This window comes from Pseudomonas sp. Nvir, from assembly GCF_963778085.1.
Lineage (GTDB): Bacteria > Pseudomonadota > Gammaproteobacteria > Pseudomonadales > Pseudomonadaceae > Aquipseudomonas > Aquipseudomonas juntendi.
The window spans coordinates 4776785-4795272 of record NZ_OY970405.1; the positions used below are offsets into that span (position 1 = coordinate 4776785).

At 63.5% G+C, this 18488-nt stretch carries 16 protein-coding genes and 1 other RNA gene; all 17 read right to left on the reverse strand.

Annotated features, from left to right (window positions below; translation table 11 throughout):
• Positions 1-35 precede the first annotated feature (35 nt).
• Positions 36-1232: a cell division protein FtsZ gene (ftsZ, locus tag AACG97_RS22960; RefSeq protein WP_009684407.1), complete on the reverse strand. Its 1197-nt coding sequence runs from the start codon at positions 1230-1232 to the stop codon at positions 36-38.
• 55 nt (positions 1233-1287) lie between these two features.
• Complete coding sequence (gene ftsA / locus AACG97_RS22965) at positions 1288-2550, reverse strand: cell division protein FtsA (protein ID WP_009684408.1); 1263 nt, start codon at positions 2548-2550, stop codon at positions 1288-1290.
• A 14-nt stretch (positions 2551-2564) separates the two neighbouring features.
• Positions 2565-3434, reverse strand: coding sequence for a cell division protein FtsQ/DivIB (locus tag AACG97_RS22970; protein ID WP_029886561.1), 870 nt, complete (start codon positions 3432-3434; stop codon positions 2565-2567).
• Between the two features lie 5 nt (positions 3435-3439).
• Positions 3440-4396: a D-alanine--D-alanine ligase gene (locus tag AACG97_RS22975; RefSeq protein ID WP_009684410.1), complete on the reverse strand. Its 957-nt coding sequence runs from the start codon at positions 4394-4396 to the stop codon at positions 3440-3442.
• Positions 4393-5841 carry a UDP-N-acetylmuramate--L-alanine ligase gene (gene murC / locus AACG97_RS22980; RefSeq protein WP_029886559.1) on the reverse strand — a complete coding sequence of 483 codons (1449 nt, stop codon included), beginning with the start codon at positions 5839-5841 and terminating at the stop codon, positions 4393-4395. The genes AACG97_RS22975 and murC overlap by 4 nt, the downstream gene beginning before the upstream one ends.
• On the reverse strand, positions 5834-6913 hold the full coding sequence (gene murG, locus AACG97_RS22985; protein WP_009684413.1) for an undecaprenyldiphospho-muramoylpentapeptide beta-N-acetylglucosaminyltransferase: 1080 nt from the start codon (positions 6911-6913) through the stop codon (positions 5834-5836). Before murG ends, murC begins: the two co-directional genes overlap by 8 nt.
• Positions 6903-8114, reverse strand: coding sequence for a putative lipid II flippase FtsW (gene ftsW, locus AACG97_RS22990; RefSeq protein ID WP_176739291.1), 1212 nt, complete (start codon positions 8112-8114; stop codon positions 6903-6905). The genes murG and ftsW overlap by 11 nt, the downstream gene beginning before the upstream one ends.
• Entirely contained in the window at positions 8114-9460 is a 1347-nt protein-coding gene (gene murD / locus AACG97_RS22995; RefSeq protein WP_047149991.1) for a UDP-N-acetylmuramoyl-L-alanine--D-glutamate ligase, read from the reverse strand. The genes ftsW and murD overlap by 1 nt, the downstream gene beginning before the upstream one ends.
• A 6-nt stretch (positions 9461-9466) precedes the next feature.
• Positions 9467-10549, reverse strand: coding sequence for a phospho-N-acetylmuramoyl-pentapeptide-transferase (gene mraY / locus AACG97_RS23000; RefSeq protein ID WP_003251852.1), 1083 nt, complete (start codon positions 10547-10549; stop codon positions 9467-9469).
• Complete coding sequence (locus tag AACG97_RS23005) at positions 10549-11916, reverse strand: UDP-N-acetylmuramoyl-tripeptide--D-alanyl-D-alanine ligase (RefSeq protein WP_009684417.1); 1368 nt, start codon at positions 11914-11916, stop codon at positions 10549-10551. Before AACG97_RS23005 ends, mraY begins: the two co-directional genes overlap by 1 nt.
• Positions 11909-13396 carry a UDP-N-acetylmuramoyl-L-alanyl-D-glutamate--2,6-diaminopimelate ligase gene (locus tag AACG97_RS23010; RefSeq protein ID WP_047149988.1) on the reverse strand — a complete coding sequence of 496 codons (1488 nt, stop codon included), beginning with the start codon at positions 13394-13396 and terminating at the stop codon, positions 11909-11911. Before AACG97_RS23010 ends, AACG97_RS23005 begins: the two co-directional genes overlap by 8 nt.
• A complete protein-coding gene (locus AACG97_RS23015) occupies positions 13396-15144 on the reverse strand; it encodes a peptidoglycan D,D-transpeptidase FtsI family protein (protein WP_009684420.1) in 1749 nt (582 codons plus the stop codon). Before AACG97_RS23015 ends, AACG97_RS23010 begins: the two co-directional genes overlap by 1 nt.
• Positions 15144-15437 carry a cell division protein FtsL gene (ftsL, locus tag AACG97_RS23020; protein ID WP_009684421.1) on the reverse strand — a complete coding sequence of 98 codons (294 nt, stop codon included), beginning with the start codon at positions 15435-15437 and terminating at the stop codon, positions 15144-15146. The genes AACG97_RS23015 and ftsL overlap by 1 nt, the downstream gene beginning before the upstream one ends.
• Positions 15434-16381 carry a 16S rRNA (cytosine(1402)-N(4))-methyltransferase RsmH gene (rsmH, locus tag AACG97_RS23025; RefSeq protein ID WP_009684422.1) on the reverse strand — a complete coding sequence of 316 codons (948 nt, stop codon included), beginning with the start codon at positions 16379-16381 and terminating at the stop codon, positions 15434-15436. The genes ftsL and rsmH overlap by 4 nt, the downstream gene beginning before the upstream one ends.
• Positions 16378-16833 (reverse strand): division/cell wall cluster transcriptional repressor MraZ, encoded by a 456-nt coding sequence (mraZ, locus tag AACG97_RS23030; protein WP_004575120.1) that lies wholly within the window; start codon positions 16831-16833, stop codon positions 16378-16380. Before mraZ ends, rsmH begins: the two co-directional genes overlap by 4 nt.
• A gap of 308 nt (positions 16834-17141) precedes the next feature.
• An RNA gene (gene rnpB, locus AACG97_RS23035) (RNase P RNA component class A) lies at positions 17142-17502 on the reverse strand.
• 67 nt (positions 17503-17569) lie between these two features.
• Positions 17570-18445, reverse strand: a complete 876-nt coding sequence (gene rsmI / locus AACG97_RS23040; protein ID WP_033690725.1) for a 16S rRNA (cytidine(1402)-2'-O)-methyltransferase — start codon at positions 18443-18445, stop codon at positions 17570-17572.
• Between the last annotated feature and the right edge of the window lie 43 nt (positions 18446-18488).

The following is an 18488-nucleotide window of genomic DNA, read 5'->3' on the forward strand; positions in this document are numbered from 1 at the left end:
AATACCAATCACCTTTATACCCCTGATAAATTCCATTAATCAGCCTGACGACGCAGGAATGCCGGGATATCCAGGTAATCCAGGTCATCCTGAGGGTTCATTTTCGCGGCTGCCGCAGCACCGGCGTGGGCCTGGTTGCGCATTACGGTCGGGCGCTCCAGGTCACGGTAGTTCACGGCTGGCTGCTCCTGACGAACTGGCGCCGGGTTGGACGCTTCATACGCCTGCTGGGCAGTCTGCAGGGTGTTGTCGACCACTTTCACAGGCTTCTCGATACGCGCGCCCAGGCCGGTGGCCACAACGGTCACGTGCAGTTCGTCACGCATGTCCGGATCGATCACGGTACCGACCTTGACCATGGCGTGGTCAGAGGCGAAGGCTTCGATGATGCTACCCACGTCGGAGTATTCACCCAGCGACAGGTCCGGGCCAGCGGTGATGTTCACCAGGATGCCGCGGGCGCCCTGCAGGTTGACATCTTCCAGCAGCGGGTTGCGGATGGCTGCTTCGGTGGCTTCGCGTGCACGGTTCGGGCCGCTGGCGCAACCAGTACCCATCATCGCCATGCCCATTTCACCCATGACGGTGCGCACGTCGGCGAAGTCGACGTTGATCATGCCCGGGCGCTTGATGATGTCGGAGATACCGCGCACGGCACCGGCCAGTACATCGTCGGCCTTGGCGAAGGCGGACAGCAGGCTGGCATCCTTGCCCAGGATGGTCAGCAGTTTCTCGTTGGGGATGGTGATCAACGAGTCGACGCTTTCAGCCAGCATGCGGATGCCTTCATCGGCGATCTGCATGCGCTTGCGGCCCTCGAACGGGAACGGACGGGTCACCACGGCTACGGTGAGGATGCCCATTTCCTTGGCCACTTCGGCGATGATCGGTGCAGCACCGGTACCGGTACCGCCGCCCATGCCAGTGGTGATGAACACCATGTTGGTGCCTTGCAGCACTTCGGCGATGCGCTCACGGTCTTCCAGTGCGGCCTGACGGCCGACTTCCGGATTGGCGCCAGCACCCAGGCCCTTGGTCACGCCAGTGCCCAATTGCAGGATGGTGCGTGCACCAATGTTTTTCAGGGCCTGAGCATCCGTGTTGGCGCAGATGAATTCCACACCTTCGATGCTGCTCTTGACCATGTGGTTGACGGCGTTGCCGCCACCACCACCAACGCCGATCACTTTGATGACCGGGCTTTGCGGGACGTTGTCTACGAGCTCGAACATTTTCCCTCTCCTTACAGTTCTCTAGTTGTTGCGCCTACCACTACTGCTTTGAAACTTAGAAGTTGCCCTGTACCCAGCGCTTGAAGCGTTCAAGCACTGGGGCCTTCGGTTCATCGCCATAGCTGTTGTTGCTGCTGTTGCTGCTGCCGGTCAGGACCATGTCCTCGGACTGCTTGAGCAGGCCGTAGGTGAGCAAGCCCACGCCGGTGGAATAAATGGGGTTGCGAACCACGTCGCTCAGGCCCCGAACGCTGTGCGGTACGCCCAGGCGTACCGGCATGTGGAAGATTTCCTCGGCCAGTTCCACGGCACCTTCCATCTTCGCGGTACCGCCGGTGAGGACGATGCCCGCTGGCACCAGGTCCTCGTACCCGCTGCGGCGCAGTTCGGCCTGGATCAGGGTGAAGAGCTCGTCGTAACGCGGCTCCACCACCTCGGCCAGGGCCTGACGCGACAGCTCGCGCGGTGGGCGGTCGCCCACGCTCGGCACCTTGATGGTCTCGCCAGCGCCCGCCAGTTTGGCCAGGGCGCAGGCGTAGCGGATCTTGATTTCTTCGGCGTACTGGGTCGGGGTACGCAGGGCCATGGCGATGTCGTTGGTCACCTGGTCGCCGGCAATCGGAATGACCGCGGTGTGGCGGATCGCGCCTTCGGTGAAGATGGCGATGTCGGTGGTACCGCCACCGATGTCGACCAGGCACACGCCCAGTTCCTTTTCATCGTCGGTGAGCACCGAATAGGCCGAAGCCAACTGCTCGAGGATGATGTCGTCGATTTCCAGGCCGCAGCGGCGCACGCACTTTTCGATGTTCTGTGCCGCGTTGACCGCGCAGGTCACCACGTGAACCTTGGCTTCCAGACGCACGCCAGACATGCCCAGCGGCTCGCGGACGCCTTCCTGGTTGTCGATCACGTAGTCCTGCGGCAGGGTGTGCAGCACGCGCTGGTCTGCCGGAATGGCCACCGCCTGGGCCGCGTCCAGTACCCGCTCCAGGTCGGCCAGGCTGACCTCGCGGTCACGGATGGCGACGATGCCGTGGGAGTTCAGGCTGCGGATATGGTTACCGGCGACGCCCACGAACGCCGAGTGGATGCGGCAGCCGGCCATCAGCTGCGCTTCTTCGACGGCGCGCTGGATCGATTGCACGGTCGACTCGATGTTCACCACCACGCCTTTTTTCAGGCCGCGGGACGGGTGTGTGCCGATACCGACGATTTCCAGGGTGCCGTCTTCGCCCACTTCGCCGACCAGTGCCACCACCTTGGAGGTGCCAATATCCAGCCCGACGATCATTTTGCCGCTATGCGCGTTTGCCATGGTCCTGCCTCTCTCTAATTCTTCGCAACGGCGGGTTGGGCCGTCGTCGGTGCAATCGGTTCCCGCCAACCAACGGCAAGTCCGTTGGAATAACGCAGATCAATGCGGGCGATAGTGCTGATCTGGTCTTTGAGTGTCTTGTCGTAAATGGCAATGAAACGGCGCATCTTCTCCACCAGATGGTCGCGCCCCAGCAGCAGCTCGATGCCCGGCCCGGCGCTGCTCGCGCCAGTGGTCAGGAACCAGCTGCCTCGCTCGCGCAGCTCCAGGCGAGCGATGGAAAAGCCCAAGGGGCGCAGCATCTGGCTCAATACCTGATACTGCTGCATGACTTGTTGCTGGGCACGCTGCGGCCCGGCAAGCTGCGGCAGGTGCTCATAGTTGGCCAGCTCGCGCGGGGTGAATGCCTGGCCCTGGTTGTTGAGCAAGGCTTCGTCGCCCCAGCGCGCCACCGGCAGCTGTTCTTCCAGGCGGATCACCACCTCGTCAGGCCACACCCGGCGCACTTCGGCGTGGGCGATCCAGGGCATCTGTTCGAGCTCCGCACGCATCGCCGGCAGGTCGACACTGAAGAAGCTCGCGGCCACGTAAGGGGCGATGCGCTGCTGCACCGACTGCTGGCTGATGTAGGTGAGGTCGCCCTGCACATCGATCTTGGCGATGGGCCGGTCGGCATAAGGCATCAGGCGAATGGCCCCTTCGTAGGCACCGAAGCCTGCTGCCACCAGCAATACCGGCCACAGCAGACGCTTCAGGCCGCCGAGGCTGGGCCGCGGCAGGCGCGCCGATACGGGCTCGTCGGCCACCAGCCTGCTGGCACCACGCGGCACCGGCTTGCTACGGCCGGTTACGGGTTGCTGCTGACGTATCATTGCGCCTTGCATGATGATTAACCTCGCGTCGCCACGCTTTCGGCCAGGATTGCCAGCACCAGTTGCTGGAAGTCCAGGCCAGCCGCGCGGGCCGCCATGGGCACCAGGCTATGATCGGTCATGCCGGGTGCGGTGTTTACTTCGAGCAGCCAGAACCGGCCTTGCTCGTCCTGCATCACGTCCAGCCGCCCCCAGCCCTCGATGCCAACGGCATCACAGGCACGGGCGGTCAGGTCGATCAGTTCCTGTTCCTTGGCGCTATCCAGGCCGCACGGAATGCGGTACTGGGTATCGTTGGCGATGTACTTGGCGTCGTAGTCGTAGAACACGTGCGGTGTACCCAGGGCGATCGGCGGCAGCACCTGGCCGCGCAGCACCGCAATGGTGAACTCCGGGCCGTGGATCCACTGCTCTACCAGTACCTGGGAATCGTACTGGGCAGCGTCTTGCCAGGCGGCGATCAGTTCCTCGGCGCTGTTCACCTTGGCCATGCCGATGCTAGAGCCTTCATGGGCGGGTTTGACGATCAGCGGGAAGCCCAGTTCCGTACTGGCCTGCAAACAATCGCTTTCACTCGCCAGCACCGCGTGGCGCGGGGTAGGAATGCCCAGGCTCTGCCACACCTGCTTGGTACGCAGCTTGTCCATGGCCAGGGCCGAAGCGAGGATGCCGCTACCGGTATAAGGGATGCCCAGGCACTCCAGCAGCCCCTGCATGCTGCCATCCTCACCGCCACGGCCGTGGAGGATGATGAAGGCGCGGTCGATCTTCTCGTTCTGCAGGCGGTCGAGCAGGTCGTCACCGACGTCGATGGCAACGACGTCCACACCGGCGGAGGTCAGCGCATCGATCACGGCGGCGCCGGACTTGAGCGACACTTCGCGCTCGGCACTCTTGCCGCCGTACAGCACGGCAACGCGGCCAAACGCTTTCACGTCGAGGGTAGAGTGCAGCTTGTCGTAGGCGCTGGTCATTTCGACTTCTCCTGCTTGGCGCCAGCGAACAGCGGGCTTTTCATCAGTTGCGGGGCCAGGCCGCCAACGTCACCGGCACCCTGACAGAGCAGGATGTCGCCAGCGCGCAGCAACGGCTTGACCAGTGGCGCCAGCTCGGCGCCACGTTCGATGTAGATCGGGTCGAGCTTGCCGCGCTGGCGAATGCTGTGGCACAGCTGCCGGCTGTCGGCACCGGGGATGGGCTCTTCGCCAGCCGGGTACACCTCCATCAGCAGCAGCACGTTGGCATCGCCCAGCACCTGAACGAAATCGTCGTACAGGTCGCGGGTGCGGCTATAGCGGTGCGGCTGGTAGACGATCACCAGGCGGCGGCTTGGCCAGCCACCACGCACAGCCTTGATCACGGCGGCCACTTCGGTCGGGTGGTGGCCGTAGTCATCGACCAGCATCACGCTGCCGTCTTCGACCGGCAGCTCGCCGTAGACCTGGAAGCGACGCCCAACGCCCTGGAAGCCGGAAAGGCCCTGCACGATGGCTTCGTCAGTGATGCCTTCGTCAGTGGCAATGGCGATGGTGGCCAGGGCATTGAGCACGTTGTGGTTGCCCGGCATGTTCACCGACACGTCCAGCGGCTCGCAGTCGCGGCGCAGCACGGTGAAATGGGTCTGCATACCCTGCTGGCGCACATTGATGGCGCGGATGTCGGCCTCTTCGCTGAAACCGTAGGTCACGGTCGGGCGCTTCACCTGCGGCAGAATCTCGCGCACCACCGGGTCGTCCAGGCACATCACCGCCAGGCCATAGAACGGCAGGTTGTGCAGGAACTCGACGAAGGTTTTCTTCAGTTTGTTGAAGTCGCCTTCATAGGTCGCCATGTGGTCGGCGTCGATGTTGGTGACCACAGCCACCATCGGTTGCAGGTGCAGGAAGCTGGCATCGCTTTCATCGGCTTCGGCGATCAGGTAGCGGCTGGTGCCCAACTGGGCATTGGTGCCGGCCGCAGTCAGGCGACCACCGATGACGAAAGTCGGGTCCAGACCGCCAGCGGCGAATACCGAGGCCAGCAGGCTGGTGGTGGTGGTCTTGCCGTGTGTACCGGCGACTGCCACACCGTGGCGGTAGCGCATCAGCTCGGCGAGCATCTCGGCACGCGGTACCACCGGAATGCGCCGCTCGAGGGCGGTGGCCACTTCCGGGTTGGCCGGGTTGATGGCGCTGGAAACCACCAGCACATCGGCAGTGGCAGCGTTCTCGGCCCGATGGCCGACGAAGATCTCGGCACCGAATGACTCCAGGCGCTCGGTGACCGGGGAGGCTTTCAGGTCGGAACCGGACACTTCATAGCCCAGGTTCAGCAACACTTCGGCAATGCCGCACATGCCCACGCCGCCGATACCGACGAAGTGAATGCGACGGATACGACCCATTTTCGGCTGGGGCATGGCTTTCTGGCTCTCAACCATGGGCCACCTCCAGGCAGATATCGACCACGGTGCTGGTTGCTGCAGGTTTGGCCAGGCGCCGTGCGGTACCTGCCATGACATTGAGTTTCTCGGGTTGCATCAGCACCTCGTTCAGGCGTTCAGCGAGCTGCGCTGCGCCAGTTGTCGCTTGTGGCATCAGGAAGGCAGCACCTTCGCGAGCCAGATATTGGGCGTTGTGGGTCTGGTGATCGTCGATTGCGTGAGGCAACGGCACCAGCACCGAAGGCAGGCCTGCCGCCGCCAACTCGCTGACGGTCAGCGCACCCGCCCGACACACCACCATGTCGGCCCAGCCATAGGCTTGGGCCATGTCCTTGATGAAAGGCTCGACCTGAGCCTCGACGCCGGCCTCGTGATAACGCTCGGCGGTGATCTGCGCGTGCTGCTTGCCGGCCTGGTGAAACACCTCGGGCCGCACGGCAGCAGGCACTTCGGACAGGGCCTTAGGCAACAATTTGTTCAATGGTTCCGCCCCCAGGCTGCCGCCCAGCACCAACACCCGTGCCCGGCGTTCGGCCAAGGGCGCGCGCGGCGCATCCAGGAACAGCTCGGGGCGCACCGGGTTGCCGGTGGTGCGGCGCTTGTCGCTGGCCTCGAAGGTGTTCGGGAACGCCTCGCAAACCCGCGCAGACAGCGGCACCAGCAAGCGGTTGGCGGTACCGGCGCGGGCGTTCTGCTCATGGATCACCAGCGGCACGCCACATAGCCGCGCGGCCACGCCGCCGGGGCCGGTCACATAACCACCAAAGCCCAGCACGCACACTGGCTTGAGCTGGCGAATGATCCGCCTTGCCTGGAGAACGGCCTTGACCAGGGTCAAGGGTGCCTTGAGCAACGACAGCTTGCCTTTGCCGCGCAGGCCGCTGACCTGGATCAGGTGCAGCGGCAGGCCGGCCTGGGGCACCAGTTCATTCTCGATGCCGCGCGGGGTGCCCAGCCAGTGCACGCTGTACCCGCGCGCCTGGAACTCACGGGCGCAGGCCAGGGCCGGGAACACGTGCCCGCCGGTACCGCCGGCCATGATCAGTACGTTCTTGCCGTCAGCGGCCATGACTGGTCTCCTCGGCAAAATCGCTTTCGCTGAATTCGTGCTCCTCGCTGCCCAGGTGCGTACGGCTTTCCCACTCGATACGCAATAGCAAGCCCACGCAAGCACAACAGATGACCAGCGAGCTGCCCCCGTAGCTGAGGAACGGCAGGGTCAGGCCTTTGGTCGGCAGCAAGCCGACATTCACCCCGATGTTGATCAGGAACTGGCCGATCCACAGGAAGGCCAGGCCGAACGCCATGTACGCGGCGAAGAACTGCTTGGCCTTCTCCGCCCACAGGCCGATGTACAGGGCGCGGACGGTCACGAACACGAACAGGGCGATGGTCACCAGCGAGCCGACCACGCCCAGCTCTTCGGCCAGCACCGAGAACACGAAGTCGGTGTGCGCTTCAGGCAGGTAGAACTGCTTCTGCACGCTGTTGCCCAGGCCAACGCCCAGCCACTCGCCACGGCCGAACGCGATCAACGCCTGGGTCAACTGGTAACCGGAGCCGAACTGGTCGGACCATGGGTCGGTAAAGGTGATCAGGCGCGCCATGCGGTAAGGCTGCGCCTGCACCAGAACGAACACCGCCAACACTGCCAGCACCACCATCAGGCTGAAGCGGAACAGCCCGACACCGCCAAGGAACAACATGGCCGCGGCCGCGCCCATCATCACCACGGTGGCGCCGAAGTCCGGTTCCATCAGCAGCAGCGCAGCCATCGGCAGCAATACGATGAAGGGTTTGAAGAAGCCCATCCACGTCTCGCGGACCTCAGTCTGGCGACGCACCAGGTACCCGGCCAGGTAGACCACCACGAACACCTTGGCGATTTCCGAAGGCTGTACGTTGAAGAAGCTGAAGCCGATCCAGCGCATGGAGCCGTTCACTTCACGGCCGATCCCCGGCACCAGCACCAGCACCAGCAAGCCGAATGCGCCCAGCAGCATGAGGAAGCCCATGCGCTGCCAGGTGGCGATCGGGACCATCAGGGTCGCACCACAAGCCACCAGGCCGAGGACCACATACACCAGATGGCGGAACATGTGGTAGAGCGGATTGCCCGACTGCACCGCAGCAACTTCCGAGGAGGCCGAGGTGATCATCACCAGGCCCAGACCGAGCAAGGCCAGGCAGCCAGCCAGCATCGCGAAGTCAAGGTCGATGCCACGGCCGCTGATCAGCGGCGACGGATAGGGCTTGAGCACACCGAAGATCATGCCAGGGCCCCCGCTGCCTGGGCGAACAACCGCCCGCGTTCCTCGAAGTTCCTGAACATGTCAAGGCTGGCGCAGGCTGGCGACAACAGCACGGCATCGCCGGCCCGGGCCAGGCCGGCGCACTGTTGCACAGCGTCGTCGAGGGTTTTTACCCGCACCAGCGGCACGTCATCACCCAAAGCTTGGGCAAGACGCTCGGCATCACGGCCCAGCAACACCACGGCGCGACAAAAACGTTTGACCGGTTCACGCAGGGCACCGAACTCGGCGCCTTTGCCGTCGCCACCGGCGATCAACACCAGCTTGCCCTCGATATCGGCCCCCAGGCCTTCGATGGCGGCCAATGCAGCACCGACATTGGTGGCCTTGGAATCGTCGTACCAGTTCACGCCGTCACGCTCGCGCACCCACTGGCAACGGTGGGCCAGGCCCGCGAATTCGCGCAGCGCTTCGAGCATCGGCTCGAACGGCAAGCCGGCAGCATGGCCCAAGGCCAGCGCCGCCAGTGCATTGCTCTGGTTATGGGCACCGCGAATCTTCAGCTCGCGCACCGGCAGCAATGCCTGGAATTCGAACGCCAGGTATTTCTCGCCATCCACTTCGCGCAGGCCGAACGCCTTGAAGTCTGGTTGGTTGAGGCCGAAGGACCAGCAAGGGCGGCCTTCTACCGGCAGTGGCCGGCTCAGGGCGTCCTGGCGGTTGACGACCACCTGCCTGGCACCGCGGAAGATGCGATGCTTGGCCAGGTGATAGGCCGGCAGGCCGCTGTAGCGGTCCATGTGGTCTTCGCTGATGTTCAGCACGGTGGCCACTTCGGCATTGAGCTGGTCGGTGGTTTCCAGCTGGAAGCTCGACAGCTCCAGCACGTACAGCTCTACGTCATCGGCCAGCAGGTCCAGTGCCGGGGTCCCCAGGTTACCGCCCACGGCCACGCGCTTGCCGGCCTTGGCTGCCATTTCACCCACCAGCGTGGTCACGGTGCTCTTGGCGTTGGAACCGCTGATGGCGATGATCGGCGCCTTGGCATGGCGGGCGAACAGCTCGATGTCCCCCGACAGCTGCACGCCCCGCGCAGCGGCCTGCTGCAGGGCCGGGGTAGCCAGGGCCAGGCCAGGGCTCACGTACAGTTCGTTGGCGCGGCACAGGAAGTCAACGTCCAGTTCACCACAGCGCACTTCCACCTGCGGGTACTCACGGCGCAGGGCGTCCAGTTCCGGCGGTTGCTCGCGGGTGTCGGCGACTGCAAAGGCAATGCCCCGGCTCGCCAGGAAGCGAACCAGGGACATGCCGCTCTTGCCGAGGCCGACAACGATGCGGAATTGGTCGGAAGCGATCAAAGACACGCTCATCTACCTCAGTTTCAGGGTGGCAAGGCCGATCAGCACCAGGATCACGGTGATGATCCAGAAGCGGACGATCACGCGTGGCTCTGGCCAGCCCTTGAGTTCAAAGTGGTGGTGGATCGGTGCCATGCGGAACACCCGTTTGCCGGTCAGCTTGAACGAGGCGACTTGAATCACCACCGACAGGGTTTCCACGACAAAGATGCCGCCCATGATGAACAGCACGATTTCCTGGCGCACGATCACCGCGATGGTGCCCAGGGCAGCGCCCAGCGCCAGCGCGCCGACGTCACCCATGAAGACTTGTGCCGGGTAGGTGTTGAACCACAAAAAGCCCAGGCCGGCACCGATCAAGGCGCCACAGAACACGATCAGTTCGCCCGAGCCAGGCACGTAGGGAATCAGCAGGTACTCGGCGAATTTCACGTTACCCGACAGGTAGCAGAAGATGCCCAGCGCGCCGCCGACCATCACCGTGGGCATGATCGCCAGGCCGTCGAGGCCGTCGGTGAGGTTGACCGCGTTGCTGGAGCCGACGATGACGAAGTAGGTCAGCACCACGAAGCCGACGCCCAGCGGAATGGTGACGTCCTTGATGAAGGGCAGGATCAGCGTGGTTTCGACGCTGGTCGGTGCGGTCTTGTACAGGAACACCGCCGCCGCCAGGCCGAACACCGACTGCCAGAAGTACTTCCAGCGGCTTGGCAGGCCCCGCGAATTCTTTTCGATCACCTTGCGGTAGTCGTCGACCCAGCCGATGGCACCGAAGGCCAGGGTGACGATCAGCACCACCCAGACGTAGCGGTTGCTCAGGTCGGCCCACAGCAGAGTGCTGACAGCGATGGCCGACAGGATCAGTGCGCCGCCCATGGTCGGGGTGCCGGACTTGGACAGGTGCGATTGCGGGCCGTCATTACGTACGGCCTGGCCGATCTGGCGAATTTGCAGCGTACGGATCATCCACGGCCCCAGCCACAGCGCCAGGGACAACGCGGTCAGTACACCCAGAATCCCGCGCAGGGACAGGTACTGAAAGACCGCGAAGCCTTTGTGGAACTGTTGCAGATACTCGGCCAACAGCAGCAGCATTAATGTTTCTCCCCGCTGGCACCGCACAAAGCCGCCACGACGTTTTCCATCGCAGCGCTGCGCGAGCCCTTGATCAAAATAGTGGTGTCGCTGGCGTTTTCGGCACTAACCGCGTCGATCAGCTCAGCTTGAGTAGCGAAATGACGGCCATTGGCGCCGAACGCCTCGACCGCATGCTTCATGTTGGAACCCACTGCGTACAGGGCGTCGACCTTGCCGCGCGCGTAGTCACCCACCTGCCGGTGGCCTTCTTCCGCCCACTGCCCCAGTTCGCCGATATCCCCAAGCACCAGGACGGTGCGGCCGGAGAAGCCGGCGAGTATATCAATGGCCGCGCACATCGAGGTGGGATTTGCGTTGTAACTGTCGTCGATCACACGCACGCCACTGGGCGCGATCTGCGCCACGGTGCGGCCCTTGACCGGCTGCACCGCCGCAAGGCCAGCTGCAATGCCAGCCAGGCTCAGACCAACGGCATGGGCAGCGGCGGCAGCGGCCAGGGCGTTGCTGACATTGTGCTCACCGAGCACATTGAGCTGCACCTGGGCCACCTCGCCGGCGCCATGCAGCTGGAATGACGGGCAACCACGGGCGTCGCGCCCAATGGCGCTGGCATGGAAATCGGCACGGGCGTCGCTGCGGGCGAAGCTGATGACCTTGTGCGCCCCGGCACGGGCCTTCCAGGTCGCGAAGGCCTTGTCGTCCAGGTTGAGAATGGCGATACCGCCCTCGCCCAGGCCTTCAAGAATCTCGCCTTTGGCTTCGACGATTTTCTCCGGGCCGCCGAACTCGCCAACATGCGCGGTACCGGCGTTGTTGATGACGACCACCTGCGGCCGGGTCAGGCCGACGGTGTAGCGAATTTCGCCGATGCGCGAAGCGCCCAGCTCGATCACCGCAGCGCTGTGCTCCGCGGCGATTTCCAGCAGGGTCAGCGGCGCACCGAGGTCGTTGTTGAGGTTGCCACGGGTGGCGTGCACCAGGCCACGGGTACGCAGGATGCTGGCAAGCATTTCCTTGACTGTGGTCTTGCCGCTGGAACCGGTAATGGCCACCACCGGCTTGTCATAGGCAGCACGGTTCAGTGCCCCGAGCTGGCCCAGGGCCAGGCGGCAGTCAGCCACGCGCAATTGCGGCAGGTCGACATCGGCCACCTCGCGCTCGACCAGCGCCGCGACGGCACCCTTGGCTTTGACATCGGCCAGGTAGTCGTGGCCGTCGAAACGCGGGCCGGTCAAGGCGACGAACAGTTGCCCGGCACTGACACTGCGGCTGTCGATGCTGACGCCGGTGAACGCCGCATCGGCGCCGATCTGCTGACCGTTCAGCAGCGGGACCAGCTGGCTGAGTGACATGGGCTTAAGCATGTGGAGCCTCCCAGGCTGCAAGTGCCTTTTCGGCTTCGATCAAGTCGGAGAAATCATGGCGCTCGCCGTTGATCTCCTGGTAATCCTCGTGCCCCTTGCCAGCCAACACGATCACGTCGTCGGCAGCAGCGGTAGCAATCAGGTGCGCAATGGCCGCGCCGCGGCCAGCGATGAATTCCACCTCGGCAGGCTTGGCAAAACCGGGGCGAATGTCGTCGAAGATACGCAGCGGGTCTTCGCTACGCGGGTTGTCGTCGGTGACCAGGACGCGGTCCGCCAGGCGCTCGGCCACTTCGGCCATCAGTGGGCGCTTGCCGCGATCACGGTCGCCACCGCAGCCGAACAGGCACAGCAGCTGGCCGTGAGCATGCGGGCGCAGGGCTTCCAGAACCTTCTCCAGCGCGTCTGGCGTATGTGCGTAGTCGACCACCACCAATGGCTTGGCACCGCCACCCAGGCGCTGCATGCGGCCAACCGGCCCTTGCAGTTTGGGGATGACGCTGAGAATCTCGTCGAGGGCGAAGTCCATTGCCAGCAGGGTTGCCACCGCCGCCAGCATGTTGCTCAGGTTGAAACGGCCCAACAGCTGGCTGCGCAGAATGCGCTCACCCTGGGCAGTGACCAGTGTGGCGCGCACGCCATGGTCATCGAAAGCGGCCTTGGTGCAGAACAGATCCGCGTCCCGGTTTTCCAGGCTATAGCTGAGCAGCCGTGACTCGATAGGATCGGCCGGCGCCCTATCGGCGAAAGCTTGAGCCAGGCGCCGACCGAACTCGTCGTCCAGGTTCACCACCTGGCAGCGCAGGCTCGGCCAGGCGAACAGCTTGGCCTTGGCCGCTTCGTACGCCTGCATGCTGCCGTGATAGTCGAGGTGATCGCGGGACAGGTTGGTCATCACCGCAATGTCGAAAGCCAGTGCAGCCACGCGGCCTTGTTCCAGGGCATGGGAGGACACCTCCATGGCCACGGCTTTGGCGCCAGCCTTTTTCAGGCCATACAGCGTCGACTGCACGGCAATCGGGTCAGGGGTGGTCAGGCGGCCACTTTGCAGTTCACCGTAGAACCCGGTACCGAGGGTGCCGATCAGGCCGCAGCGCTTGCCGAGCAGCTCCAACGCCTGCGCCAGCAACTGGGTGACACTGGTCTTGCCGTTGGTACCGGTCACGCCGACCAGGTCCAGCTGCCGGCTGGGCTCGCCATAGAAGCGGCCGGCAATATCCGACAGCTGAGCGATCAGGCCTTTGACCGGGATCAGCGGCACATCGGTCAACGGCAGCACGTTGGCGCCCTGCTCTTCATAAGCCACGGCGGCAGCACCACGGGCCAAGGCATCGGCAATGTGCCCACGGCCATCGACCTTGGCCCCCGGCACTGCCAGGAACAAGTCACCCGGGCGCACGTTGCGGCTGTCCAGGGTCAGTTCGCGGATCATCGGATCGCGGCTGGCGTGTGCGAACAGTTTGCTCAATGGCATTGTCATCACCCACGCCCTCCCTTGGCAGCGGCAGCATTGACTTGGGGTTGCCCGGCAGGTGCAACAGCAGCTGGCGGCGGCAGGTTGTCTGGCGGCACATTCATCAGGCGCAGGGTGCCGGACATGACCTTGCTGAACACCGGTGCCGAAACCAGGCCACCGAAGTAGCCACCCTTGCCCGGTTCGTCGATCACCACGACGATGGCGTAACGCGGATCGCTCATCGGGCCGAAGCCCGCGAACAGCGAGCGGTAGGCATTTTCGGTGTACCCCTTGGAACCCACCGTGGCTTTACGTGCAGTACCGGACTTGCCGGCCACGTGGTAGAACGGCACCTGGGCGCGGAACACCCCACGCGGCGCCTCGATCACCTGCTGCAACATGCCCTGGATGGTTTCCGCGGTTTCCTTCGGAATGGCCTGCACGGCCTCGGGTGCCTTGTCCACCTTGAGGATCGACAGCGGGACCATCTTGCCGTCGTTGGCCAATGCCGCGTAGGCATGCACCAGCTGCAGGGCGGTCACCGACACGCCGTAGCCGTAAGACAGGGTGGCCGTCTCGGCCTTGCGCCACTCGCGGTGGTTCGGCAGGTTGCCGACACGCTCACCCGGGAAGCCAAGGCCGGTGTACTGGCCCAGGCCGACCTGGGACATGACGCGGTAGATGGCCTCGCCACCGATGTCGAAGGCGATCTTGCTCATGCCCACGTTACTGGAGTTGATCAGGATGCCGGTCAGGTCGAGGATCGGACCCTCGCTGCGCGACACGTCCTTGATGGTGTAGCGGCCGATCTGCAGGCTGCCGGGGTATACCTCGACCTTGTCGGTAGGTTTCCAGCGGCCGCTTTCCAGCGCTGCGCTCATGGAGATCGGCTTCACCGTCGAACCTGGCTCGAACACGTCGATGATCGCCCGGTTACGCATGGCCGCCGGGAACATGCTGCGGCGGTTGTTGGGGTTGTAGGTCGGCTGGTTGACCATGGCCAGGACCTCACCGGTCTTGACGTCCATGATCACCAGACTGCCGGCCTTGGCGTTCTGTTCGGCAATGGCGTTGCGCAGCTCGCGTGTAGCCAGGTACTGCAGACGCAGGTCAATCGACAACGCCAAGGTCTTCCCGGCCTTGGCGTTCTTGGTGACCTGAATATCCTTGATCAGCCGGCCGCGCCGGTCCTTGATGACCTGGCGCTTGCCAGGCACGCCGGCCAGCCACTCGTCATAGGCCAGCTCGACCCCTTCGCGCCCGTGGTCGTCCAGGTCGGTGAAGCCGACCATATGCGCAGTGACATCACCGGCCGGGTAGAACCGGCGGAATTCTTCCAGCCCGTACACGCCGGGCACTTTCAGGTCGAGCACATGCTGGCCCTGCTCCGGGGTCAGGCCGCGGACCAGGTAGATGAACTCTTTGTTGGCCTGCTGGGTCAGGCGCTCGCTCAGCTGCTGCGGGTTTTGCCCCAACGCTGCTGCCAATTGCGGCCAGCGCTCTTTGGAGGCCTGCATTTCCTTGGGGTTGGCCCACAGGGTCGTGACCGGGGTACTGACCGCCAATGGCTCACCGTTGCGGTCGGTAATCAGCCCACGGTGGGCCGGGATCGAGATATGGCGCAGGCTGCGCGCGTCGCCCTGGCCCTTGAGGAAGTCACGGTCGACCACCTGCAGGTCGATGATGCGCCAGCAGATGGCGCCGACCATGAGTGCCAGCAGGCCGATGACCACGCGGAAACGCCATGGGTACAGTGCGCCTTCGAGTTTCATCATGGCGCCACCATCCGCACTTCGTCAGCCGCGGGCACGCGCATCTTCAATTGCTCGGACGCAAGGTTTTCGATACGGCTGGCCGCGGTCCAGGTGCTCTGCTCGAGGATCAACCGGCCCCACTCGGCCTGGGCCTTGTCACGCTCGTTCAGCTCACCGTACAGGGTATTGAGCAACTGGCGGTTCCAGTGCGCGCTGTAGGACACCGCAATGGCCGAAACCAGCACGGCAACGAACAGCAGGAGCATCAGGAAGCTCCCGCCTGGCAAGGGCTTGGCGAACAGCCTGCTCACCGCAACTTCTCCGCCACACGCATCACGGCGCTGCGCGACCGCGGGTTGGCCTTGAGCTCGGCTTCGGAGGCGAACTGGGCCTTGCCGATGAGCTTGACCTTGGGCTCGAAGACCTTGTGCTGCACCGGCAGGTTGCGTGGCAGGTTGTCGGCCTCGCCCTTGACCAGCTTGCGCATGAACAGTTTGACGATGCGGTCTTCCAGCGAGTGGAAGCTGATGACCGCCAGCCGACCGCCAACTTCAAGTGCGTCGAGCGCGGCCTCGAGCCCCGCCTCCAGGTCACCCAGTTCATTGTTGACGTGAATGCGCAAGCCCTGGAAGGCGCGGGTAGCCGGGTTCTTGCCCTTTTCCCAGGCCGGGTTGGCCACCTTGAGCACCTCTGCCAGGTCGGCAGTGCGGGTGAACGGCTGCTTTTCGCGGCGCTCGACCACGGCACGCGCCATGCGCCCGGCAAAGCGCTCTTCGCCGTATTCCTTGAACACGCGGGCAATTTCTTCCACCGGTGCGGTGGCAATGAATTCGGCAGCGCTGACGCCCTGATCGGGGTTCATGCGCATGTCCAGCGGGCCATCATTGAGAAAGCTGAAGCCCCGCTCGGGGTCGTCCAGTTGCGGCGAGGACACGCCAAGGTCCAGCAACACGCCGCTGACCTTGCCATGCAGGCCGCGCTCGGCCACTTCTGCGCCCAGCTCGGCAAAGCTGCGCTGCACAATGACAAAGCGGCCGTCTTCGGCCGCCAGCGCTTGCCCTGTGGCAATCGCTTGTGGGTCTTTGTCGAAGCCCAGCAGCCGCCCTTGCGGCCCGAGCTTGCTGAGGATCAGGCGGCTGTGTCCGCCACGGCCAAACGTGCCGTCCAGATAGCAACCGTCGGCGCGCAAGGCCAATGCCTCGACAGCTTCGTCGAGCAGGACGGTAATGTGGTTGAAGCCGCTATCTATGGTCACAGGATCAGGTCACGCAATTCGTCGGGCATGGCGCCCGGTTGTTGAATAGCTGCAAGGTCGGCTGCCGAAACCGCGTTCCAGGCATCTTCATCCCACAGCTGGAATTTGTTCAGTTGCCCCACCAGCATCGCCTTCTTGTCGAGCTTGGCGTACTCACGCAAACGGGGCGGCACCAGGAAACGCCCACTGCCGTCTAGTTCCAGGTCTACCGCATTGCCAATCAGCAATCGCTGCAGGCGGCGGTTTTCCTCACGCAACGATGGCAAGGCACGCAACTTGGCTTCTATCTGTTCCCACTCATCGAGGGGATAAACACACAAACACGGGTCCACGGCGTCGATGGTCACGATCAGCTGACCGTTGCAACGCGAATCGAGCTCGTCACGGTACCGGCTCGGCATGGCGAGACGGCCCTTGGCATCGAGACTGACGGCGTTGGCTCCGCGGAACACGGCTGCGATTCCCCACAATGTTATCTTTTTTGTGCCAGAAAACCCACTTCATCCCACTTTCTGCCACTTGCGCACACTATAGGAATCCGCCGGAGGCACCGTCAAGGCACGTTCGGAAGGAAAAGCCTTACAGGACCGAGATTTAGCGCGTTAAAGGATTGTGAAAGGTATTTCACAATGAAAAAAACACGAGAAAAATCAAACCCGCACAAGCCACTGGGGCTTGAACTTAAAGTGATTTATTAAGAGTAAGATTTTTTCGGTATTACCAAAGGGGGGTCTGCTATCGAAAGATGCAGAAAAGAAAGGTGGAGAGTCGATCTGTAAGCCGGGTTTTGTCGAGGACAGTCATTCCTCTACGACGGCCATCACTGGACGCCTCTAGCAACCTACCCGGTTCCGACGCGGGCCACGCCTGATGGAACCCTATTTGGTCTTGCTCCGAGTGGGGTTTACCTAGCCACGAACTGTTGCCAGCCGTGCGGTGCGCTCTTACCGCACCTTTTCACCCTTACCGGCACCGAAGTGCTTAGGCGGTTATTTTCTGTGGCACTTTCCGTAGGCTCACGCCTCCCAGGCGTTACCTGGCACTCTGCCCTATGGAGCCCGGACTTTCCTCCCCCGAACTTTTGCGGAACAAAAGACGGCAGCGACTGTCCAATCGACTCTCCGCCGACAAGGTTAACGGCACACGCGCTCAAGAACAAGCGCCAGCAGCATTTATATCAATTTGCCACTACTGGGCCTTCTGTTTATCCAGGGCACGTTGATACAACAGGTTCTTGCGCACGCCGGTAATTTCCGAGGCAAGCGCCGCCGCCCGCTTCAGCGGCAACTCGGCCAGCAACAGGTCGAGCACACGCTGGGCCTCGCTACTGATGGCCTGCTCGCCCTCCGGTGCACTCCAGCCACCGACCAGTACCACGCACTCACCGCGCTGCTGGTTGCTATCACCAGCGACGAACGCCCGCAACTCGGCCAGTGGCAAGCCCTTGAGCGTCTCGAAGGTTTTCGTCAGTTCGCGCGCCAGCAACGCCGGGCGCTCCCCGCCAAACACCGTTTCCATGTCCTCGAGGCACTCGAGGATACGGTGCGGCGCTTCATAGAAAATCAGCGTGCGCGGCTCTTCGCGCACTTGCTCCAGGCGTGCCAGGCGCCCCGCCTGCCTGGCCGGCAGGAAACCTTCGAAAATGAAACGGTCCGAGGGCAGGCCTGCCGCCGACAATGCCGCGATCAAGGCGCAGGCGCCCGGCACAGGCACCACGCTGACCCCGGCAGCCCGCGCCTGGCGCACCAGGTGGTAGCCAGGGTCAGAAATCAACGGGGTACCGGCATCGGAAACCAGCGCCACATCTTCGCCGGCCAACAGCTTGCCGAGAAAGCGCCCGCCTTCGTCCCGCTCGTTATGCTCGTGGCAGGCCGCCAGTGGTGTATCGATGCCAAAATGTTGCAGCAGGCGGATTGAATGGCGGGTGTCTTCGGCTGCGATCAGCGCCACGTCTGCCAGCACCTTGAGCGCCCGGGCGCTCATGTCATCGAGGTTGCCGATGGGAGTTGCCACCACATACAGCGTTCCCACGGTGGGTTTAGAAGCCCCTGCCACATCAGTCACTGCGCACACCTGTCATTCGGATCAAAGGCGCCATTGTAGCCCG

Bases quoted from the DNA above. Each gene is read 5' to 3' on its own strand.
- ftsZ (WP_009684407.1), bottom strand. From the start codon at position 1,232: ATGTTCGAGCTCGTAGACAACGTCCCGCAAAGCCCGGTCATCAAAGTG.
- ftsA (WP_009684408.1), bottom strand. From the start codon at position 2,550: ATGGCAAACGCGCATAGCGGCAAAATGATCGTCGGGCTGGATATTGGC.
- AACG97_RS22970 (WP_029886561.1), bottom strand. From the start codon at position 3,434: ATGCAAGGCGCAATGATACGTCAGCAGCAACCCGTAACCGGCCGTAGC.
- AACG97_RS22975 (WP_009684410.1), bottom strand. From the start codon at position 4,396: ATGACCAGCGCCTACGACAAGCTGCACTCTACCCTCGACGTGAAAGCG.
- murC (WP_029886559.1), bottom strand. From the start codon at position 5,841: ATGGTTGAGAGCCAGAAAGCCATGCCCCAGCCGAAAATGGGTCGTATC.
- murG (WP_009684413.1), bottom strand. From the start codon at position 6,913: ATGGCCGCTGACGGCAAGAACGTACTGATCATGGCCGGCGGTACCGGC.
- mraY (WP_003251852.1), bottom strand. From the start codon at position 10,549: ATGCTGCTGCTGTTGGCCGAGTATCTGCAACAGTTCCACAAAGGCTTC.
- AACG97_RS23005 (WP_009684417.1), bottom strand. From the start codon at position 11,916: ATGCTTAAGCCCATGTCACTCAGCCAGCTGGTCCCGCTGCTGAACGGT.
- AACG97_RS23010 (WP_047149988.1), bottom strand. From the start codon at position 13,396: ATGACAATGCCATTGAGCAAACTGTTCGCACACGCCAGCCGCGATCCG.
- AACG97_RS23015 (WP_009684420.1), bottom strand. From the start codon at position 15,144: ATGAAACTCGAAGGCGCACTGTACCCATGGCGTTTCCGCGTGGTCATC.